Here is a 20,849-nt window from a genome sequence, read left to right on the forward strand (position 1 = left end):
CAGGAACCAAACAAAAAACATTCGGGAGGAAAGAAAATGAAAAAGAAGAGTAAAAAGAAGTTTGTCATATGGACGGTGGTTGGGCTGATCGCAGCGGTTCTCCTAACTGGCTTTTTATTTATGCCAAAGGAATCGGGGGATCTTGAAGAAGAAAAAGCAATAACAGGTGATATTACCACATATTACACCTTTTCAGGCACCGTCGAAGCAAAAAACAGGAAGACGATGATGAGTGATACTGCCATGCAGATTAAAGAAATTGAAGTGAAAGTCGGGGAGCAAGTAGAAAAAGGCGATGTCTTATTGACCACAAAACAAGGAGACAAAATTAAAGCAGCCCTTGACGGGGAGATTTCCAAAATTCATGTCGAGAAAAACGCAGAAGTCATGTCAGGAGCACAGCTTATCGATATTGTCGACTACTCCACATTACAAACAAATGTAAAGGTCGATGAATATGACTTGAAATACCTAAAAGTGGAGCAAAAAGTCAATGTTGCCATTAATGCGCTTGAAAAAGAAATAAAGGGTACCGTTTCTGCCATTTCTAAAGAAGCCATTAATGAGAATGGGGTTTCATACTTCACCGCAACGATTGATCTACCTAAAGACAAAATGATTAAAGTGGGTATGAGTACCGAAGCTAAAATTTTGAAGGAATCTGCTAAGGGAGTCATTACCCTTTCCATGAAGGCCATTCAATTTGATAGTAAAAATAAACCTTATGTATTAATCCCAACCGAAAAAGGGATGGCAAAAAAGCAATTTATCCAAACCGGCATTAATGATGGTACGACGGTGGAAATTAAGGGCGGAGTGGACGCTGGCGAGGTTGTCCTCATTCCGAATCAAGAGAAAAACAATTCCGATGCAGCCATGATGCATGGAGGTAATGAATAATGAATGAGCAAATCCTCAAAATGGAGCATATAACCAAAACCTACTTTATGGGCGATGAAGATCAAGTGGTCTTAAATAACATCAATCTCACAGTTCATAGAGGTGATTTCGTTGCCATTTTAGGGCCCTCAGGTTCAGGGAAATCGACTCTGATGAACATGATTGGCTGTCTCGATTCACCCACCAGCGGTGACTATACATTATCGAATCAAAAAGTGGATGAACTTAATGAGTCACAACTGGCCGTAATTCGTAATCAGGAGGTTGGATTTGTGTTTCAGCAGTTCCAACTCCTTCCGAGACTTAGTGCAATCCAAAATGTTGAGCTTCCTCTGATCTATGCGACGGTATCTGAAAAAGTCCGCAAACAAAGAGCCCGCGACATGCTGGTAAGGGTTGGGCTGGGTGATAAACTGCATCATCGCCCCAATCAGCTTTCAGGAGGACAGCAGCAGCGCGTAGCCATCGCGAGAGCAATGGTGACCGAACCGACTATTTTACTCGCTGACGAACCAACTGGAGCGCTCGATCAAAAAACCGGTCAGCAAATTATGGAGCTTTTTCATGAACTACACGAAGAAGGAAAAACCATTATTATGATTACACATGATATAGAAATTGCGAAAAATGCAGGTAGGATTGTACACATATTAGACGGAAATCTGAAGGAGGAGAATGTTCATGTTTAAGGAAAATCTTAAGATGTCTTGGATGAATCTTATTCATAACAAAATGCGATCCTTCCTCACGATGCTAGGGATTGTGATTGGTGTGGCCTCAATCATTGCGCTAATTACCATCGTAAAAGGCGCCATGAATGGGATGACCAGTGAGTTTTCATCCTTTGGTGCAGATAAAATCTCAGTTCAGGCCATCGGGACACCGCTCAAAAAAGGTTTACTAGATACGGATATTCAAAAACTGGCAGAAATTGAAGATGTTGCGGGAGTTTCACCAACTCTTACAGGAACCACAAATGTGGTCTATAACGGCAGTGAAAAAACAGATGTTTTGGTTCAAGGCAAAAATGATGTGTATTTTTCCAAGACAAAAGACCTGGTTGAAACTGGCAGAGGATTAAATAGATTAGATATCAATAGTGAAAACAAAGTATGTCTGATAGGTTCCGATATTGCTAACGAATTATTTTGGGGAGAGAATCCGATTGGGAAAAAGTTAATGATCGCCGGGGTTACTTATACGGTAGTCGGAACTTTACAGAAATCTAGCAGCTTCTCAGAAGGATCAACTAATGATGCTGTCATTATCCCTTATACCACCTCCATGAGTCTGCTAGGTACGGGCTACATTACAAGTGTTGATGTGTATATGAAGGATTCTAATGACTCTGAAAAAATAACCACTGATATTGAATCCGTATTAAATCAGGCATTTAACTACAAAGCTGACAGTTTTACTGTGATGAATATGGAAGATATGATTTCTTCGATTAAACAAGTAACAACGATGTTATCTCTGATGCTTGGTGGGATTGCGTCGATTTCACTAGTGGTTGGCGGCATCGGGATTATGAACATGATGTTAGTTTCTGTTACGGAACGGACAACGGAAATTGGACTAAGAAAGGCACTCGGAGCTGAACCGAAACAAATCCAGCAGCAGTTTTTACTAGAAGCGGTCTTTATGTCACTTTTTGGGGGCACGATTGGATTCCTGCTTGGTGTGTTCATCGCGTTCGTCGTTTGCCTGATTATTGGAGCAAGTTTCGCCTTGTCAGCCTCAACCGTCATCTTGGCTCTGGGATTCTCGGCGGCGATCGGGATAATATTTGGTCTTGCTCCTGCAAGGAAAGCATCAAGACTGAATCCGATTGATGCATTGAGGAGTGTTTAATAAAGCAGCTTGTCAGAAAAATTTATATAAGAGAGGTAATGAATTATGAAAAAGGTAGAATTAAATGTGATTGGGATGTCATGCGGGCATTGCGCAAAGGTTATAGAAGGCAGTGTCGGAAGTCTAGCTGGTGTGGAAAAAGTGATAGTCGATTTGAAAAATGGGAATGTAGCAATTGAATTTCAGTCTAATCTGGTGACCATGGAGCAAATTAAGGAAACAATCGATGAACAGGGATATGATCTTGCATAAACGTGCAAAAACGTGCCATGATATTGGTACGTTTTTTTCATCACCTTGCAAAATAATTGCGGAAACACGAAAACATCTTGCGGTTTAAAAATGATGAAAAAAAGTAAAATGTAGATATAGAGAAAAAAATCTTTTGGTTTTTAAATACAGTACAGGGGTATTGTACTTGACGATAGAAAGGAGTGATTGTTGATGGATTATAACGAAAAGGTCGAATTCGATTTGGTCGGAATGACTTGTGCTGCCTGTGCAGCAAGGATCGAGCGAGGGCTGGAAAAATTGGATGGTGTCAAAACAGTACATGTTAATTTAGCGCTGGAAACAGCTGTAATCGAATATAGCTCTTCTCAGCTCACCATAGAGGACATCGAAAAGAAGGTTGAACAGATTGGATATCAGGCCATCCCTAAACTAGGGGAGGAAATAGCGGAACTACGCGAAAAAGATTTGGAAAAAATGAAGGGACAGGTGATTTTTTCAATCATCCTCGCGACCCCGCTGTTATGGGCGATGGCTTCTGATTTTAAGTTTACCTCTTTTATCAATCTTCTAGATTTTCTAATGAATACCTGGGTCCAATTGGCAATTGCCACACCGGTACAGTTTATCATCGGATGGCAATTTTACCAAGGCGCTTTTAAAGCCCTGCGCAATCGTAGTGCCAACATGGATGTATTAGTGGCACTAGGCACATCCACCGCTTATTTTTACAGTCTGTATCTTTCCATTCAGTCAATTGGACCGGAAACAAATATGTTTGACCGGTACTTTGAAACGAGTGCCATCTTGATCGCATTTATAGTGCTAGGAAAGCTTTTTGAAATAAAAGCAAAGGGAAAATCTTCTGAGGCGATAAAGAAACTAATGGGATTACAAGCAAAAACGGCAAAAATTATCCGTAATGGGATTGAACAGGAAATCGCCTTGGAAGAGGTAATGATTGGTGATATTGTCTTGGTCCGGCCAGGTGAAAAAGTGCCCGTAGACGGTGTCATAGTTGAAGGGCGATCAGCATTAGATGAATCGATGCTGACGGGAGAAAGTATTCCAGTTGATAAAACGGTCGGGGATCATGTCATTGGTGCAACCATTAACAAGAATGGCTTTTTAAAAATTCGCGCATTGAAGGTGGGAAGTGAAACAGCTCTTGCTCAAATTATCAAAATCGTAAAGGATGCACAGGGTTCGAAAGCACCCATCCAACGTCATGCAGATAAAATATCAGCGATCTTTGTACCTATAGTTGTTGCGATTGCTTTTCTCACTTTTGCCATTTGGTATTTCTGGATTAGTCCAGGGCAGCTAGCGGATTCCCTTGAAAAAATGATTGCTGTCCTGGTGATTGCGTGCCCTTGTGGTCTTGGTTTAGCCACCCCTACCTCGATTATGGCAGGTACTGGTCGTGCCGCTGAATTTGGGATTCTTTTTAAAGGCGGAGAACATTTAGAAATCACGCAAAAAATCAACACGGTATTGCTGGATAAGACCGGAACGGTTACGAAAGGGGAACCTGAGGTAACAGACATCCATGTTGAACCAGGCATAAACGAAGCGGAATTTCTTTTTCTGGTAGGTTCTACAGAATTTCAATCGGAACACCCTTTAGCGGAGGCGATTGTTCGTGCGATAAAAGAAAAAGGAATCGAGCTTGGCGAGGTAAGTCATTTCGAGGCGATTCCAGGATTTGGGATAATAGGAGCGGTGAATAAAAAAGAGGTATTGGTCGGAACGAGAAAATTAATGAGCATGAACGAAGTAGATTTAAACGGAAAAATCAACCAAATGACAGCATTCGAAAAGACCGGCAAAACAGCGATGCTTGTTGCGATTGATAGGGTATATGCAGGGATGATTGCAGTAGCCGATACCATCAAAGACACCTCAAAAGAAGCGATCCAGCGACTCAAGGATTTAGGACTTGATGTCATCATGATCACTGGTGATAACCAAAGAACGGCCGATGCCATTGCCAAGGAGGCTGGAATCGACAAGGTCATTGCAGAGGTATTGCCGGAAGGAAAGGCAGCGGAAGTGAAAAAGCTGCAGCAACAAGGAAAAAAGGTCGCGATGGTCGGAGACGGAATTAACGATGCTCCAGCCCTTGTAACCGCGGACATCGGCATGGCGATTGGAACAGGAACAGATATAGCGGTAGAGGCAGCAGATATTGCACTCATCCGCGGAGATCTAAGAACAATCGCTGATGCGATCTTTATGAGCAAAAAGACGATGGAGAATATTAAACAAAATTTATTTTGGGCATTCGCTTACAATGCCGTAGGCGTTCCGTTTGCCGCTGCAGGATTTCTAGAACCTTGGATTGCAGGAACAGCAATGGCATTTAGCTCGGTATCGGTAGTGTTAAATGCTCTGCGTTTACAGCGAGTGAAACTAAATGAAGAAAAAAAATTCATGAATAAAGGAGTGACAGGTATGAGGAAATGGACGATAGCAGGGATTCTTTATGTTACGATCGTCATTTTTGGATTCCAGGCTTATGATCATTGGATTGCCGAAGATCAAGGCACGTCTGCTCAGGCAGAAAGCAAAGGCAATAAAATGGAGATGGGTGAAAACAAAAGTAACCAAGAAAAGAGTGGAGGTCATCAGCAGGAAAAAGAAAGCACACATGGGCATGAAATGGCTTCAGGAAATCATGCAGCCAGCGAGGTTAATGTTTTTGTTCAAAATGATGGAAACAACCTCAAGATTTTCTTAAAAGACAAGGCTGGTAACCCGATTGACGAGTTAGAAGTGAATCATGAGAAGGAACTACATCTAATCATCGTTGATGAACAACTGCAGAAATATTATCATGTGCACCCGGAACGAACTGGGAAAGGGGAATTTACGATAAAAAATACCCTTCCGGATGGTTTTTATAAAGCTTTTATCGATATTAAACCGACAGAATTTGCATATAAGGTAGAACCAATTCCATTTGTCGTGGGGGATCCAAAGGATACTGCATATAGTCATGAGCTAATTCCTGACACGAAGTTTAGCAAAACGGTGGAAGGAGAAACGGTTTCCTTAAAGGTAAGTTCATTTAAGATAGGTGAACCCGTAACGTTATCCTTTGATTTAGATCAAACCAATTTGACTCCTTATCTAGGTGCAATGGGGCATGTGGTAATTCTTGATGAATATGGGAAAGAGTTCCTTCATGTTCACCCATCCAATAGCGAGGAACCCATTTTTGAAACATCTTTCGATAAGCCTGGCATCTATAAAATTTGGGCTGAATTTAAACAAAATGGAAAGGTAAGAGCATTTCCGTTTGTGATTGAGATAAAGGAATAAAACTCAGTGTCTGTTTACAAAAAAGGATGTTTTGAATTGTTTGTTGAGGTGAATGTTCAAATGGACCATGTATTCTGACTCCATTTCGTGAAAAAACAAATCAATCATAAGAAGCGAAGCGTTTCAGCGCAAGACGGAAACGCTTCGCTTCTTATTGACAGATTTAAAAAGAATTAACGAAGTACTAGCGACTTAACCTACTAAAAAATCAGGTTCATTTAGCCCCGAAACTAAGGCATCCCGTGCTTCTACTAAACCAAGTTTAATAAAAAAAAGCTGTCCATTGAGTTTTTCATCGTCAGCGCATAATAACAGCGCTTGATCCACGTAGTTAATGGAATCTTCCGTCTTGTCCAATGCTAAGGAAATCCGATTGTCCGAAAGATTGATCAGGTGTTGATTATCTTGAACTTGGGCAACAACAGGGGCGACTGTAATGATGGGATCACTTGGAAAATACGTATCAAAGGGTAACCCTTTCATGGCAAGATACACCTCTGTTAAATGGTCGATGACATCTTGATAGTATTGGATTTTAATAGGGTTAGCCGGTAAGGGGAAATCAGACATTTCGAGGAAAAGGATTAAGGCATTGTCAGCATAACGGATGGCTTGTACCGTATATGCCAATGCAGTTCTTACATTTGTAATTAGGTGTGTGGACATTTTTTTCACTCCAAACTGATGAATTGTTCTAGTGTATGTTTGTAAAACAAGCCTGTAAAGGACATATCGGTAAATTTATTGAAATATGTGTTGTGATGGCTCCTATACCTCTATGAGAAGAAACAATATTTTATTAGAATAGGTTTGTAAATAATTGGGAAATATATTTTCAAATCATGTAAAGGACGAGTGAAATGGAACCAACCCCTATTATTCGATTAACTGCTCCAGAAATTTCTAGCCTTTGGACACAATATATGTTTGATACAATGTCCATTTGCTTCCTAAAATACGCTTTAGAACATATAGAAGATCAAGACATTCGTGACATATATAAACAATCTCTTGAAATTGCCGAAGGACATGTGGAACATGTGAAAAAGTTTTTAAAAGATGAAAAATTTCCAATTCCCCAGGGCTTTACCGATGAGGATGTAAACATAAAAGCCCCACGTCTGTTTCAAGATCCGTTTTATCTTTATTATATTTACATAATGATATTACAAGGGTTAACAGGATATGCCCTTGCTGTCAGCACTTCGATTAGGGCTGACCTCCGTCAATATAACATGTCATGTAATACTGAAACGATGCTGCTTTTTGAAAAAACCATCGATACGATGTTGACTAAGGGTATTTATTCGCGGCCGCCAATTATTGCCCCAGCAGAAGCGGTGGATTTTGTGAAGCATCAAAGCTTTTTAACTGGATGGTTTGGGGACCGGCGTCCATTAACATCATTGGAAATTGGTGATATTACTTTTAATATGAACAAGATGCACCTGCATATCGCATTAAAGGTTGGTTTTAGCCAGGTAGCTGTTTCAGATAAGGTCCGAAAATATATTAATAGGGGAACGGAGATTTCTACTAAACATATTGCTGCCTTTGAGAAGATTTTTCGTGAAGAAAAGCTAAATTCTCCAGTCTCATGGCAATCATACGTAACCAGCTCGACCACATCCCCATTTTCTGATAAATGGATGATGTATCAAATTCAGCTCTCGACTCAAGCCGCTATAGCTTTTTATGGAGCAGCGTTAAGTGTTACAGCAAGAAGGGATCTCGGGGAAAAATATATTGCTCTAACGATTGAACTTTTGAGATATGCTGAAGATGGAGCGAATCTTATGATTGACAATGGCTGGTTAGAGGAACCGCCAAAAGCAAGTGACCGGCGAACCTTAGCTAAGGGGAAAAAGGAAGGTATGGACAGTTAAAATCTTAGAAGAAATGATTAAACCAGGGTAATCCTGGTTTTTTTGCATTAGATATCAAAATGATTCCCAATATTTCAAACTAAAGAAATGAATCTCTATAATCAATGCCTTCCTTTTTGCTATCTAATACATTATGAATATAATAAGGATAGGTGGAGGATTGATAGTATGATCAAGATACGAAACGTTAAAATGGAAGATTTGACTCAGTTGGAGATCATCGAAAATCTATGTTTCTCAAAAGAAGAGGCAGCAACGATAGAGGCATTCAAAGAGAGAATCAAACGGATCCCGGATAGTTTCTTCGTTGCAGAAATGGATGGTGAAATCGCTGGATTAGTAAATGGTCCTGTAATCGACTCAGTTTACATAACTGATAACTTATTTAGTATGATTAAGAATAATCCAGCAATAGGTGGTCATCAAAGTATTTTAGGATTAGCGGTCGCTCCTCAATTTCAAGGGCACGGCGTGGCAGCAGCCTTACTTGACCACCTTGAAAAAGAAGCTAGAAGAAAAAAACGAGAAACGATTACGCTGACGTGTAAGCTGGATCTATCAGCCTTCTATGAAAAGTATGGCTATCGTAACTGCGGAGTATCTGCTTCCCAACATGGGGGCGTCAGTTGGTACAATATGTGTAAAAAGATGGATTAATTCCATTAAATCGAAAATAGTGCCCAACCAACGATTCGGAGACACACTCTCGAATCGTTTTTTTATTCCCCAAGAATCTAACTGCTAATAGACCATCCAAAATTGATGACATATTACTACGTACACCTAAATAAAATTTATGGTGATTAATCCCTTTGTCTTCTTAGGCAGGCAGGGGATATTTTAGTAGCATTTCTTGGTAAAGGAGTGGTTCATAAGTGGGGGAATTCTGTTCGAATTGTGGTAAAAAAATAAATGGGTCAGAACTTTTTTGTACAGGTTGCGGAGAGAAACTTGGTACGGATTTGCAAACTCCCGCTATTAAGCTGGAGAAAGAAACATTTATAGAAAAGGCTGAGAAGCGTTCTGTACATAGAAAGAATAATAAAGGATTCCTACTTGTTTTAATCTCTTTGTTAGGGATTGTAATAACTGTCATTGCGGTCTATTTCATTATAAATAATCTAAAGGATTCCACCCAAACAGATGCAAATAACAAAGAAAATGAAACCAAAACCGTTTCTAACAATAAGGAAAATGAAGCAAGTAATCAAGAAGATACGGATCAATCAGCGAAAAAAGAAGTAGCTACGGAAATTAAACCGGAAAGGGCAACCGGTACTAGTGAACAATCGATCATAAACTATTACACTGCTAAGTTAAATAATTTGCGAATCTTCACTTCCGGCCGGGATATTTCGGTTGGAGAGTGGAGTGTAAACCGTCAAGATGAAGGTGTTGTCTTATCGGCTTCAGAGATTCCGTCGCGGGATTTAGCCCGTATTTTTGACCTTTTTGATAATGGAAACCTACTGCCTCTAAAAACATGGGCTAAAGAGGTATATGCCATTGCCCAAGCGTTATCCCAGGAACTAGATGAAGATTGGCTCATTGCTGTCGGCAATAATTGCGTGGGTGAATATCCTGTTACCCTGCCACAATCGGACTTAATCAATTACTCAGGGTCATGTGGGTATTCTATTCCGGTTCTAGAGGGAACAAATAAAGAAAATTTAAGGCTTGTCATGCATACGATTGTTTTTGGTGGATCATACAGTAATCCACCGCGTGATTTTTCCAATGAATATATCTTCCCAGAAAGTGATTATGTCAAATTAACCATGAGTGACCTAGAACTACTTACCCCAAGACAACTACGCTTAGCAAGAAATGAAATTTATGCCCGGCATGGTTATATTTTTGAGTCGGAGGATTTGCGGATTTACTTTTCAAAAAAATCATGGTACTTTCCTGATCCTTCTTATGATGGCAGTTCGTTAAATTCCGTTGAGAAATATAATGTGATGTTAATTAAAGAAAGAGAGAAGCAATTCCAATAATCATCTAAAATGAGCTGAGAAAAAGCCTGTTCGACTATATATTGGCTATTCTCAGCTTATTTTGTTTTAGGAGTTAAAGTATGGAATGATTTTGTTCATTTATTCTCCTACTTTACATACATTTAAATAAGGAGTTATTACATGACCAAGTTGAAGGACAAGCACTACGAGCCAAAAATAATTGACTTCGGTCAAGGATCATAAAATAGTGTGATGGAAAGGGAGAAATCATGGAGTTTCTACATGAATTAATCAGTAGTTATAGCACGTTTTTTTCACTAGAAGCCCTCAAGGACGTTCTTACGAACCCAACAAGTTGGGGAGTGATAGGAACCCTCATTATTCTTGAAGGGTTATTATCGGCTGATAACGCCCTCGTTTTAGCTGTATTAGTGAAGACTTTACCTAAGGATCAACGAAAAAAGGCATTGTTCTATGGGATTTTTGGTGCGTATTTTTTTCGTATATTAGCCATCGGCGTAGGGGTCACGTTAGTTAATATTGATTGGATAAAAATAGTTGGTGGACACTACCTGCTTTGGATTGTTGTTCAAAACTTCATCAAGAATAATGACGGTGAGGATGAAGTTCAAACTAAAAAATTCGGATTCTGGAGAACTGTCTTAACCGTGGAACTTATGGATATTGCTTTTAGTATGGATAGTGTGATTGCGGCTTTTGGGGTCTCTAACCAAGAGTGGGTCCTATTTATTGGCGGGGTGATTGGGATCTTAATGATGCGGGGGGTAGCTCAATTATTCTTAATATTAATTGAAAAAGTCCCTGAAGTTGAAATCACTGCTTTTGTCCTAATAGCCATTATTGCAATTAAAATGATTATTTCTGCATTTGGATACCAACTAGATGAATTTGTTTTCTTTTCTATCTTAATTGCTGTATTCTCGGGAACCTTCCTTGTCCATTACGTCAGAAAAAATTCTGGGAATGAAAAAACGCTGTAATAGGTACTGTGTAAAAAGCCATCCATTTATTTGGATGGTTTTTGTATTGCAAGCAGAATCTACAGGTCTTTTTAATTGAAATTTCTATATGCGAATATTTCGGAAATGAAAATAATTGACTAGTATGTTATTATAGACCATATTCACAACGGAGTAATTTACCAAATATAATGAAGGCTTGGGAGATGGAGTATCATGCTAAACTGGAAACGTAATTTGTGGGTGCTTTGGATCGGAGTCTTTTTTACAGCAGCAAGCTTTTCCATGGTCATTCCCTTTTTGCCCATTTTCCTTTTGCAAATTGGTGTACATGAACATACGGAATTGTGGGCAGGATTGTTATTCAGTGCAGCCTTCTTTTCTGGGGCGATCGCCTCACCGTTTTGGGGCAGGATGGCGGATAAATACGGGCGGAAACCGATGATTATTCGGGCAGGTTTTGCCCTCTTTGCTATCTATACGTTAATGGCTTTTGTCACCAATCCCTATCAAATACTAGTTCTACGAATCTTGCAGGGATTATTAAGTGGTTTCATTCCAGGAGCCATCGCGTTGATTGGTACCAATACACCTGGAAACAAGGTGGGTTACGCTCTTTCGCTTATTTCGTCAGCGTCGGCCTCAGGGAGTATTCTTGGTCCCTTGTTAGGAGGAGGGATTTCTCATTTAGTGGGGAATCGGTGGGCCTTTGCCAGTGCTGGTATCATTGTTTTCCTTGCCACTCTCCTCATTATTTTTTGGGTAGTCGAGGAAAATTTTACGCCAAGTAAGGTTCGTGGTTCTGTTAGAAATGATTTTAAATTGGCCGTGACAAATCGTCCATTCTTTCTTGTTCTCATCCTCACGGTGGTTACCAGTTGTTCCATCATGACTATCGAGCCTGTGCTCCCATTATATGTTGTAAATTTGGGAGGGTCGTCTGAAAACGCCTCGCTGCTAGCGGGAGTTGTGTTCTCACTTCCTGGGATTGCCAGTGCGCTATTTGCTCCTTTTTGGGGAAAATGGGCAGACAAAGTTGGATTTCAACGAGTCTTATTTATTGGTTTACTAGGCGGTGGAATTGGAACCATCACTCAAATATTATTCAGCCAAATTTGGGGATTTTCGTTGATGCGCTTTGTGTTTGGAATATTCTTCTGTGCCGTTTTTCCTGCTCTTAATGGTCTTGTTGTTAAATCTACACCTGAGGATTTCCGTGGGCGCGCATTTAGTTTAAACCAAACAGCCAACCAAATCGGCGGGATGATCGGTCCAATCGTTGGTGGATTTTTGGGTGGAATCTTCCCTGTTCACAGTGTCTTTATCGTAACAGGTATTTTATTATTCATTGCATGCGGAATGGCCTATTGGAATGAAAAAAATTTAAACAGCCGTGCGCTTAAAAGAAAAGCTTTAACTTAAATAGACTTCATGTGAAAAACCTCTTATCTAATTTTATAGATGAGAGGTTTTTGTGGTAAATTAGAAGAATAGTAGGAGGGGTTTGATTGTCTAGACAACTTATTAAAAATAATGATGGTTTACGTGCCGATTGTTTGAATTGTTTTGGATTGTGCTGTGTGGCATTGCCTTTTGCGAAGTCTGCTGACTTTGCCGTAGATAAAGAAGCAGGTACGCCATGTTCAAACTTGCAATCCGATTTTCGGTGTGGGATCCATAAGAATCTTAGAAACGAAGGATTTAGAGGCTGTGTGGGATATGAGTGTTTTGGTGCAGGCCAAAAGGTTTCGCAAGTTACCTATAACGGAATCGATTGGCGAGATGATCCATCTTTAGCCAAAGAAATGTTTGAGGTATTTCCGATTATGCAACAACTTCATGAAATGCTTTGTTACTTGAATGAAGCGCTTGGTTTAGAAGAGGCGCAGCCAATTTCAAAAGAATTGAAAACTGCTTTTCAAGAAACGGAACGGCTTACAACTCTAAATTCTTCTTCCATCATAGCGTTAAATGTTCCTGCACATAGAGCCATAGTAAATGAGTTGCTTCTCCGCACAAGTGAACTTGTGCGCGCAAAGATTTCGCCAAAGAAGAACATAAAAAAGAGGGACTTCATTGGCGCCAAGTTAACAGGAGCAGACCTTAGAGGAACTAATTTAAGGGGGGCCTTGCTCATTGCAGCAGATCTAAGGAAATCTGATTTGCGAGGGGCAGATTTGATTGGTGCAGACTTGAGAGATGCGGATTTACGTGGAGCTAATCTTACAGATAGTTTATTTCTGACGCAAGCGCAAGTCAATTCAGCAAAGGGGGATCTTACAACTATATTACCATCTGCCATAAAAAGACCTGATCATTGGATAGGAGATTGAGAGTAACTTGAAAGGGGAAGATCGACCGAATCTATTGAAAAATTGAAGAGACGGTCGTCAATTGACTGTTAAACTCAAGCTAACCCTACAAACAATGCATTTCATCTTCCACTTCATCCCACGGCACGGAATAACCTTGCCCTTTGGAGCAGAATATTGATGACGATGTGTATTCGGGATCTGCATCCTTATTGTATTTCATTCTTGCCATCACTTCATTTTGATTATGGCAAGGGTAATAACCACCGAAAACCAGATTTAGAGATCCTTTCCCTTGTGTAATCGAGGCGAACTCAGGGCCATAATTCATAAAGGTAGCAACGGGAACTTTGCCCGTTATGATGGTTTTATTTCCTTCGGTCAGCGGAGCGTTAAAGCTGCCTTGCGCATTTTGAATGTCTGTTAACACTTTTCCCATATGTTCTAAATTTACTCGGATTTTAAAATCATAAAATGGTTCCAGCAGAATATTGTTTGCTTTTTCAAGACCTTGCCGCAAAGCACGGAAAGTTGCCTCTCTAAAGTCCCCCCCAGAGGTATGTTTGACATGGGCCCGTCCCGTTACCAAGGTGATCTTTAGGTCTGTAATAGGAGACCCAGTTAGTAATCCATGATGCTCCCTTTCAAACAGGTGATTATGAATAACGTTTTGGGTCCCAACAGGTAAATCATCGGTATGACACACACTTTCGAAAGAAATCCCAGTGTTTCGCCCGCACGGCTCTAATTTAAGATGCACTTCGGCATAATGGCCAAGTGGCTCAAAATGACCATAACCAATCACCGTTGAATCAATGGTTTCTTTATATAAGATTTCGGGATCTGCAAATGAGACATCAAAAGAAAAGCGTTCCTTAATGAGATGTTTCAGAACTTCAAGTTGAATGACCCCCATGACGTGGATGTGAATCTCCTGGGTGCGTTCTTCCCAGCTGACATTTAAAGCAGGATCTTCGGCATTTAACATGTTAAAATACCTCAACACTTCTTTCACATTCATCGATGGTTCAAATAGAACCTTGGATTTTAGAGCAGAGACCATCTCGTATTCTGCTTTTTCTTCTAATGTCCCCAAACCATCTCCAGCTGCAGCGGCCGACAATCCAATTACAGCGAAAATATCTCCTGCTGTTACTTGGTCGGCTGTTTTAAATTTATTTCCATTATAAAGTCTAATTTGAGTGATTTTCTCGTGGAGCAGATTTTCATCCACACTGTAATATAATTCATCCCTTACTTTTAATGTCCCGCGCAGTGCCTTAATAAACGTCATTCGTGTTCCTTTTTCATCATAGCGAATCTTGTATACACGTCCGGCAAAGGGTTCTTCATTTGGATAATTTGTAATAGTTAATAGCTCCAATTTTTCAAGAAAGCTGTCAACACCGATATCTTGTAAAGCGGATCCAATCGCACATGGGAAAAGTTGTTGTTTTTTTACTAATTTCCTCATCGTTTCTAACCAAAGATGGGGTTGATATCCAGATTCCATGTATATTTCCAAAAGGAATTCATCCCGCTCAGCAATAAATTCAATCAGTTCGTCATTCATTTCACCATCTGTCAGAATGTCAGTAATATCAAAAACATCTGTGGTTAAGTAGCTGCGAATTTCGTTTAAAACTCGTACGGAATCGGCACCCACACGATCAATTTTGTTGATAAACGTTATCATAAAATCGTCATTATGACGGATGCGGATGTGGATGGCGCCCATAGAGTATCTATCAGATAAAAGGTGGATTCGTTATATGAAAACACCGCCTGATCGGCAAATACGGTAATTCCTCGTTGTTTTTCTATGTCATGTGTATCAAGAAAGGTATCTTGATGATCGACACGACCTCTTTGTCTAATCGTTTTCGTATGGTAGAGCAGCTGTTCTGCCAATGTTGTTTTTCCAGCATCGACGTGAGCAAACATTCCAATTGTCTTTTTCATGGTGCCACCTCAACTATTACTTATATGATAATTATTATACCAAATGGGTGTTCCATGTTACTTGAAAATTTAGAACAGAAAAAAACACGGCTAGAGATAACCGTGTTTTCTAACGAATTAACAATCATGGTGTTTATTAAGGTGTAATGGAGGAGGAATTAACCATCCTTTTTCTTTATTTAAACGAAGCACCTTTCCGCCAAGAGCGACCTTTTGAGCATGAAATTGTGCGTACATCAACGCTACATCTTCTCTGATTGATTTTCCGATTGCCTGACTGCATAAAACTAGTCCTGCAGCTATATCAGCAGAAAGTGTAGCTGCAATAGCAGGGTCGGGAATTCTTGCTCCAACAGGGATTTCTTCTAGGCATGCTTCAGGAGGTTCAGGTGCTGCTGGTGGTAAGCCAATTCCATTTTCTTTTAGCAGTTCTTCCACTTGTTTCTTTTCCTGTTGACAGAGTTCAATTGCTTCAACTAATAATTTCTTTAAATCATCGTCACCGGCATGATTTAACATTGTCTGATAGCCGGCAATCATACCATTTCCAACTAATTGTGATGACCAAATGTCAAAGACTTCACCGTAGTGTAATGGCTCTTCTTTCGGATTTCCACTTAATATACCCATCGTTGCCCTCCTCAGTGTATAAGTTAGTTTATTCATACAAAGTGCCACCTTCCCTTTAACACAGCACCTCTCTATATTGTCCGGATAATCAATAATTCATGTAGTTACTTTTTTGTTGGATGAAAATAACAAGACTTCTGAAACAAAATAGTTTATACACGTTCATTGATGAAAGACTAATTACCTTATTTCCCCTCTAACTTCTACTATACCTATACGATTTTCAAATATAAAAACAGGGTATTTTAATATCGATGTTGAAATACTGAATGAAAGGAACATAAAAAAATAAAAGGGGAATGTTTATGTTTGAAGAAGGATACATTGATGTAACCGGGGGAAGGGTTGCGTATCAACTTTTTAATAAAAATGCCGAAGGAACTCCGGTCATTATTCTGCACGGTGGACCAGGATCGTCCTGCTATTCGCTCCAAGGTTTAAAGGCTCTGTCAGAAGACCGGGCCGTAATCTTTTACGATCAATTAGGATGCGGGAAATCAGATCGGCCAACTGATCCAACATTATGGAGAATTGAAAGATTTGTTGAGGAGTTGGGCCAGGTGAGACAAGCCCTCAATCTTGAAAAAGTACATATTCTAGGCCATTCTTGGGGGACGACGCTCGCAGCAGCCTATTGTTTGACCAAACCTAATGGTGTGAAAAGTGTTATTTTTTCAAGCCCATGTTTAAGTGCTCCTTTATGGGAGCAGGATCAAAGACGTAACCTTGAAAAGTTGCCTCAAGAAATTCAGGAAACCATTAAAAGGTGCGAAGAAAATGGTACGACTGATTCAGAGGATTTTAAAAAGGCAACAGACAAATTTAACAAAACCTTTGTCTGCCGTTTAGATCCATATCCCGACTGGTTAAAGCAAGGCTCTCAAAATAGAAATCGTGAAGTATACAATATCATGTGGGGACCTTCTGAATTTACTGTTCGCGGGAATTTGAAGGAATTTGATTGTACACCACAATTAAAGGAAATCACCTGTCCCACATTATATACATGTGGTCGGTTTGATGAGGCTACTCCAGAAACAACACAGTACTACAGCACTTTAACACCTGGTTCATCGTTCCATGTCTATGAGCACAGTGCTCATATGCCGTATGTGGAGGAGCCCGATGTGTTTTTAAGAGTGTCAGGGGACTTCCTGAGAAAAATTGATTCTCTTTAAATTCAAAAACTTGCTTAGAATCATCGGGGAGGGCGCTCTTACTTTATATGAATCGCCCTCCCCGATGATTTCCAATAAAAACCACAAGACAATTGGAAACGCTTCCATTAAAATAGAAAGTAAGAAGAGAGAAAGGGGACATAAACATGGAACTTTTATTTGAACAATGTAAACATAACCAGGCGGAAGAACCTTGTGATGAGTGTAACCCTAAAAAAGAAGAGGAAGAAAACGTTGATATTTATGAATATGACTATCATTTAAGATTGTGGTTTTGATAAAAAGAGATCTTCCTTAAAAAATTGACTACTTGAGCCGGAAATTAAAATAAATCACAAAACTCGTTCTATTTATTGAACGAGTTTTTATTTTTTGTATGTTGTACTTATGGTAACATGAAAGCAGTAAATAAACAGAATCCAGAGGAAATAACAATGAAGATAAATGAATTAATTGCCAATAATTTTAACAAATTAGATGCAGAACTACCTATTGATAAGTCGTTAGGAATTGCCGGTTTGTCTGGATCTGGTAAAACAACGTTTTGTCAAACGATTGGAGAAGAATCCAAAAAGAGACTCGTTTCTTTATTGCCAAAAGCAGAATATCAGTACTTATTTTCCAATATCATGGAAACCAATTTCAGTGCCATTAAGATGAAAGATATGCCATTAGTCCTTTTTCTCGGGAAGTCATCGATTTCATCCAATCCCCGATCAACCATCGGTACACATACAGGTGTGTTTAAAGAAATTCGTGAATGTATAATCTGTCGCCAGAAGTTTTTTCTTTTAATAATGAATTAGGCTGGTGTCCGGCTTGCAAAGGACGCGGAACTACCAAAAATGTCGAATGCCCTAAGTGTAATGGGAAGCGCTTTAATCAAGAAGTAGAGCAATATAAAATTGAATTATTTGATCGACTACATAGTATTTCCGATATCAATAACTTAAGTATTGAATCCATTTTGTCCCTAGCAGACGAATTACATATTGGCGAGGCAAAACAACATATTCTTCAAAATATCATCAACATGAATATTGGTTATTTAACACTAGACCGGATCATGGGTACCTTGTCAGGAGGAGAATTAACACGACTATATCTGGCTGAATTCATGGCAGCAAGTGTTGATACCGTTATTATTATAGATGAAATCTCGGTTGGTCTAGATCGGCAAACATTAGTGAAAATACTTGAACAGATCAAACTACTAGGATTTAAGAATCAAATTTGGCTTATTGATCACTCGGATACGGTGCTTGACGCTACTGACGAACAATTGTTCTTTGGTCCTGGCAGTGGCAAATATGGAGGAAAAATAGTTGAGGAATCACCACGTCCAAAGCCTATTGTGTGGGGCCGAATTCAGGAAAATCCAACAGAATACTATCAGTTTAAGGACCTTTACTGTCGCAATATCCAAATGGCTGAAATTCAAATCCCGAAAAATAGACTGGTAACTTTTACAGGAGAATCTGGGTGTGGGAAATCTACACTGGTTAATGAGTGTATCGCCAAAGATTTTCTGCAGCGCTATCCAAAAGATAAACTGGTCATTGTGGGACAAGATCGAAATCAATCCATTACCAGCCGGTCAACCGTTGCAACATTTCTTGATATTAAAAAGAAACTTACAAAATATAGTGAAGAAATTGATGATATTTTTCAACGTTCGATTGAGGATATTATCGATGAACTGCCAAATGAGGACATCGCACATAAACGTTTAAGCTTATTGATCAAACTTGGTCTTGGGTATTTAACGTTGGAAAGAAAGACACAAACTTTATCGACGGGTGAATTTCAGTGTGTTCACTTAGTTTCGGAGCTGTTTGGGAGCTCAAGACATCCACATACGATGTTTATTTTTGATGAACCTTCAAAAGGATTATCTCAAAATATTTTAAACCAATTTATTGATAGTGTAAGGGTTATCCTTGAAGATGATTCGGTTTCTATCATGATGATTGAACATAATGACTATATGTTAGATAGCTCTGATTTTATTGTTGATTTTGGTAAAAGACAGCTTGAGCCTGTGGAACATCTTGATGTTGTCGGTCATGACGAGTATTATCGCCAAAGAAACGAAGAAGTTGAAGTGTCGCCAGAGCATATTTCTTCCACTCTTAAGTCAAAAAATGGCATTCACTATTTAACAGAAAATCATATGAGCTATTTTAAGAATGCAGAAAACATCTATAAGGGCGGCATCTTAAAAAGCTTATCATCAATGGCGCGGCTGATTTATGGTGAATTCGAATCTGACACTATTGCACCCGTCATCGCCATTGATCTTGAAAGGCATTTGTATAGTCAATATAGTTTTCTCTATGAGATAGGTGGATTGATCAACCATATGATGGCTGCTCATCCAACCAATAAAGATACGAGAAGCTTCGATTTCTATCATCAAGACAATCATTGTCCATCTTGTTCTGGGCGACGGGTTATTGAAAAATTTGATATAGACGTAGTTATTCAAGATAAAAATGTCCCATTCTGGGATGGCTTACTACATCCAGACGTAATGGAAGTATTAAAATATTATCAATATCCCAAATTGCAATTTCTTTTTGATGAGATTAAGAATGAACTTGGTCAAGACATTAGTAAAAGCTTTAATGAGATGACAGATGCAGAAAAGCATACCTTTTTATATGGATATTGGGAAAAGTCCTTTTATGATAAAGCGGGCAAGGCTTCGAGAACGTGGGAAGGTTTTAATTTCATCATTGGGCGTTATATGTTTATTTCGAAATCGATTTTTAAAGAGCAAATGAAAGCATCAAAAGAAATGATGATCTGTCCAGTCTGTCATGGAACCGTCCTTAAACATCATAAAAAACTATTATTTGGGGATACAGATATTCGTGACCTGATTCAACAGCCAATTAATCAAGTTCTAAAAACAGTCGGGAAGTTACCAGAACTCGAAAAGCTTAAATCGATTGTTGGCGGCGAAATGACACTCACCGAAGATGTATCGTTACTTCCTCGGGAAATACAAGTCTCGCTGAAAATGTTTGAATTAGAACTTGCAAGCTTTTCCCACTATGAGGTGGTTTTACAAAATGTTTTACCTTTCTGGGGCAATATTAAAGGCAATGTGGAATCAATTAGCAGCAAGAATCAACTCACTATTTGTGATTTTGCCAACATCTTCGAGACGAGAGAAACTATCATTGATAAGTATTTCACCAAAGGTAAATACAAGAAACTTACCTATGTCTATGAGGCGTTTGGCTACAAAAAAATTGTTACCCAAATTAACAAAATTAAGGCGAGTCATCCCTGCCCATTTTGTAAAGGGAAAAAAGTCATTTCAGAGGATAATCTCCATGAGGGAGTGCATAAATTATCCATCCCATGTGTGAGTTGTTCTGCAAGTGGTATCAATGATGAAGGACGTAAAGAAATCGTTGAAGGTATTGATGTGCAAACATGGTTGACTGGAAAAGTAAGTGAGGTGGTTCCTGAATGTATGGAATCAGTCGCAGAGATTCCTATTTTCAATCGTATTCGCGAGTTGAATAAACGAGATATGATGGCTGTTTACCAAAGCCTCGAGCAAAAAAAGTAAATTTGAGGAATAAAAAACGCATTTGCCACCAATTATGGCGAATGCGTT

General features: G+C 39.3%; 15 protein-coding genes and 4 pseudogenes. 15 read left to right on the plus strand and 4 right to left on the minus strand.

Translation table 11 applies throughout. The features are described from left to right. The first annotated feature begins 36 nt into the window (after nt 1–36). From ACE198_RS14225 to ACE198_RS14245, 5 genes and pseudogenes are all read left to right on the plus strand, one after another. Nucleotides 37–900: an efflux RND transporter periplasmic adaptor subunit gene (locus ACE198_RS14225; protein WP_375376001.1), complete on the plus strand. Its 864-nt coding sequence runs from the start codon at nt 37–39 to the stop codon at nt 898–900. Further along, nucleotides 900–1,589: an ABC transporter ATP-binding protein gene (locus tag ACE198_RS14230; protein ID WP_375376002.1), complete on the plus strand. Its 690-nt coding sequence runs from the start codon at nt 900–902 to the stop codon at nt 1,587–1,589. The genes ACE198_RS14225 and ACE198_RS14230 overlap by 1 nt, the downstream gene beginning before the upstream one ends. Then, on the plus strand, nt 1,582–2,754 hold the full coding sequence (locus ACE198_RS14235) for an ABC transporter permease (RefSeq protein ID WP_375376003.1): 1,173 nt from the start codon (nt 1,582–1,584) through the stop codon (nt 2,752–2,754). The genes ACE198_RS14230 and ACE198_RS14235 overlap by 8 nt, the downstream gene beginning before the upstream one ends. Before the next feature lie 45 nt (nt 2,755–2,799). Then, nucleotides 2,800–3,006 carry a copper chaperone CopZ gene (gene copZ / locus ACE198_RS14240; protein ID WP_098574650.1) on the plus strand — a complete coding sequence of 69 codons (207 nt, stop codon included), beginning with the start codon at nt 2,800–2,802 and terminating at the stop codon, nt 3,004–3,006. A gap of 201 nt (nt 3,007–3,207) precedes the next feature. Further along, nucleotides 3,208–5,400 (plus strand): annotated as a pseudogene (locus tag ACE198_RS14245) (heavy metal translocating P-type ATPase); the annotation flags it as partial. A gap of 1,101 nt (nt 5,401–6,501) precedes the next feature. Here ACE198_RS14245 and ACE198_RS14250 read toward each other — a convergent pair. Further along, nucleotides 6,502–6,975, minus strand: coding sequence for a hypothetical protein (locus ACE198_RS14250; RefSeq protein ID WP_375376004.1), 474 nt, complete (start codon nt 6,973–6,975; stop codon nt 6,502–6,504). Between the two features lie 194 nt (nt 6,976–7,169). Between ACE198_RS14250 and ACE198_RS14255 the strand changes: the two genes are divergently transcribed. The 6 genes from ACE198_RS14255 to ACE198_RS14280 all read left to right on the plus strand — a co-directional run bounded on the left by ACE198_RS14255 (nt 7,170) and on the right by ACE198_RS14280 (nt 13,466). Then, the gene (locus tag ACE198_RS14255; protein WP_375376005.1) at nt 7,170–8,195 is read left to right on the plus strand and encodes a DUF3231 family protein; all 1,026 of its coding nucleotides are present in this window, start codon (nt 7,170–7,172) and stop codon (nt 8,193–8,195) included. A 168-nt stretch (nt 8,196–8,363) separates the two neighbouring features. Next, on the plus strand, nt 8,364–8,852 hold the full coding sequence (locus tag ACE198_RS14260; protein ID WP_375376006.1) for a GNAT family N-acetyltransferase: 489 nt from the start codon (nt 8,364–8,366) through the stop codon (nt 8,850–8,852). A gap of 218 nt (nt 8,853–9,070) precedes the next feature. After that, nucleotides 9,071–10,192: a YARHG domain-containing protein gene (locus ACE198_RS14265; RefSeq protein WP_375376007.1), complete on the plus strand. Its 1,122-nt coding sequence runs from the start codon at nt 9,071–9,073 to the stop codon at nt 10,190–10,192. A 230-nt stretch (nt 10,193–10,422) separates the two neighbouring features. Continuing rightward, complete coding sequence (locus ACE198_RS14270) at nt 10,423–11,154, plus strand: TerC family protein (protein ID WP_098574644.1); 732 nt, start codon at nt 10,423–10,425, stop codon at nt 11,152–11,154. A gap of 195 nt (nt 11,155–11,349) precedes the next feature. Further along, a complete protein-coding gene (locus ACE198_RS14275; protein WP_098574643.1) occupies nt 11,350–12,555 on the plus strand; it encodes an MFS transporter in 1,206 nt (401 codons plus the stop codon). Nucleotides 12,556–12,641: 86 nt separating this feature from the next. Further along, a complete protein-coding gene (locus tag ACE198_RS14280; RefSeq protein WP_375376008.1) occupies nt 12,642–13,466 on the plus strand; it encodes a pentapeptide repeat-containing protein in 825 nt (274 codons plus the stop codon). A gap of 85 nt (nt 13,467–13,551) precedes the next feature. Here the strand turns inward: ACE198_RS14280 and ACE198_RS14285 are convergent, their stop codons facing one another. After that, nucleotides 13,552–15,018 (minus strand): elongation factor G, encoded by a 1,467-nt coding sequence (locus tag ACE198_RS14285; RefSeq protein ID WP_375376032.1) that lies wholly within the window; start codon nt 15,016–15,018, stop codon nt 13,552–13,554. A gap of 78 nt (nt 15,019–15,096) precedes the next feature. Between ACE198_RS14285 and ACE198_RS14290 the strand changes: the two are divergent. After that, nucleotides 15,097–15,183: pseudogene (locus tag ACE198_RS14290) on the plus strand (hypothetical protein); the annotation flags it as partial. Between the two features lie 62 nt (nt 15,184–15,245). On the opposite strand, the pseudogene ACE198_RS14295 reads toward ACE198_RS14290, so the two are convergent. Both ACE198_RS14295 and ACE198_RS14300 read right to left on the minus strand, forming a co-directional pair. Continuing rightward, nucleotides 15,246–15,407 (minus strand): annotated as a pseudogene (locus ACE198_RS14295) (GTP-binding protein); the annotation flags it as partial. Nucleotides 15,408–15,524: 117 nt separating this feature from the next. Continuing rightward, the gene (locus tag ACE198_RS14300) at nt 15,525–16,037 is read right to left on the minus strand and encodes a DUF3231 family protein (protein WP_251460079.1); all 513 of its coding nucleotides are present in this window, start codon (nt 16,035–16,037) and stop codon (nt 15,525–15,527) included. A 305-nt stretch (nt 16,038–16,342) separates the two neighbouring features. On the opposite strand from ACE198_RS14300, the gene ACE198_RS14305 reads away from it, so the two are divergent. From ACE198_RS14305 to ACE198_RS14315, 3 genes and pseudogenes are all read left to right on the plus strand, one after another. Continuing rightward, on the plus strand, nt 16,343–17,215 hold the full coding sequence (locus ACE198_RS14305) for a proline-specific peptidase family protein (RefSeq protein ID WP_375376009.1): 873 nt from the start codon (nt 16,343–16,345) through the stop codon (nt 17,213–17,215). A gap of 146 nt (nt 17,216–17,361) precedes the next feature. After that, entirely contained in the window at nt 17,362–17,493 is a 132-nt protein-coding gene (locus ACE198_RS14310) for a hypothetical protein (protein WP_257148528.1), read from the plus strand. A gap of 156 nt (nt 17,494–17,649) precedes the next feature. Further along, nucleotides 17,650–20,801: pseudogene (locus ACE198_RS14315) on the plus strand (ATP-binding cassette domain-containing protein). The last annotated feature ends 48 nt before the right edge of the window (nt 20,802–20,849 follow it).

Source organism: Neobacillus sp. KR4-4, assembly GCF_042136325.1.
Lineage (GTDB): Bacteria > Bacillota > Bacilli > Bacillales > Cytobacillaceae > Neobacillus.

What these genes read in the sequence shown, in the direction of transcription:
- ACE198_RS14255 (WP_375376005.1), top strand. Translation starts at nt 7,170, where the DNA reads ATGGAACCAACCCCTATTATTCGATTAACTGCTCCAGAAATTTCTAGC.
- ACE198_RS14285 (WP_375376032.1), bottom strand. Translation starts at nt 15,018, where the DNA reads ATGAATGACGAACTGATTGAATTTATTGCTGAGCGGGATGAATTCCTT.
- ACE198_RS14310 (WP_257148528.1), top strand. Translation starts at nt 17,362, where the DNA reads ATGGAACTTTTATTTGAACAATGTAAACATAACCAGGCGGAAGAACCT.
- ACE198_RS14275 (WP_098574643.1), top strand. Translation starts at nt 11,350, where the DNA reads ATGCTAAACTGGAAACGTAATTTGTGGGTGCTTTGGATCGGAGTCTTT.
- ACE198_RS14305 (WP_375376009.1), top strand. Translation starts at nt 16,343, where the DNA reads ATGTTTGAAGAAGGATACATTGATGTAACCGGGGGAAGGGTTGCGTAT.
- ACE198_RS14250 (WP_375376004.1), bottom strand. Translation starts at nt 6,975, where the DNA reads ATGTCCACACACCTAATTACAAATGTAAGAACTGCATTGGCATATACG.
- ACE198_RS14225 (WP_375376001.1), top strand. Translation starts at nt 37, where the DNA reads ATGAAAAAGAAGAGTAAAAAGAAGTTTGTCATATGGACGGTGGTTGGG.
- ACE198_RS14230 (WP_375376002.1), top strand. Translation starts at nt 900, where the DNA reads ATGAATGAGCAAATCCTCAAAATGGAGCATATAACCAAAACCTACTTT.
- copZ (WP_098574650.1), top strand. Translation starts at nt 2,800, where the DNA reads ATGAAAAAGGTAGAATTAAATGTGATTGGGATGTCATGCGGGCATTGC.
- ACE198_RS14300 (WP_251460079.1), bottom strand. Translation starts at nt 16,037, where the DNA reads ATGGGTATATTAAGTGGAAATCCGAAAGAAGAGCCATTACACTACGGT.
- ACE198_RS14270 (WP_098574644.1), top strand. Translation starts at nt 10,423, where the DNA reads ATGGAGTTTCTACATGAATTAATCAGTAGTTATAGCACGTTTTTTTCA.
- ACE198_RS14235 (WP_375376003.1), top strand. Translation starts at nt 1,582, where the DNA reads ATGTTTAAGGAAAATCTTAAGATGTCTTGGATGAATCTTATTCATAAC.
- ACE198_RS14260 (WP_375376006.1), top strand. Translation starts at nt 8,364, where the DNA reads ATGATCAAGATACGAAACGTTAAAATGGAAGATTTGACTCAGTTGGAG.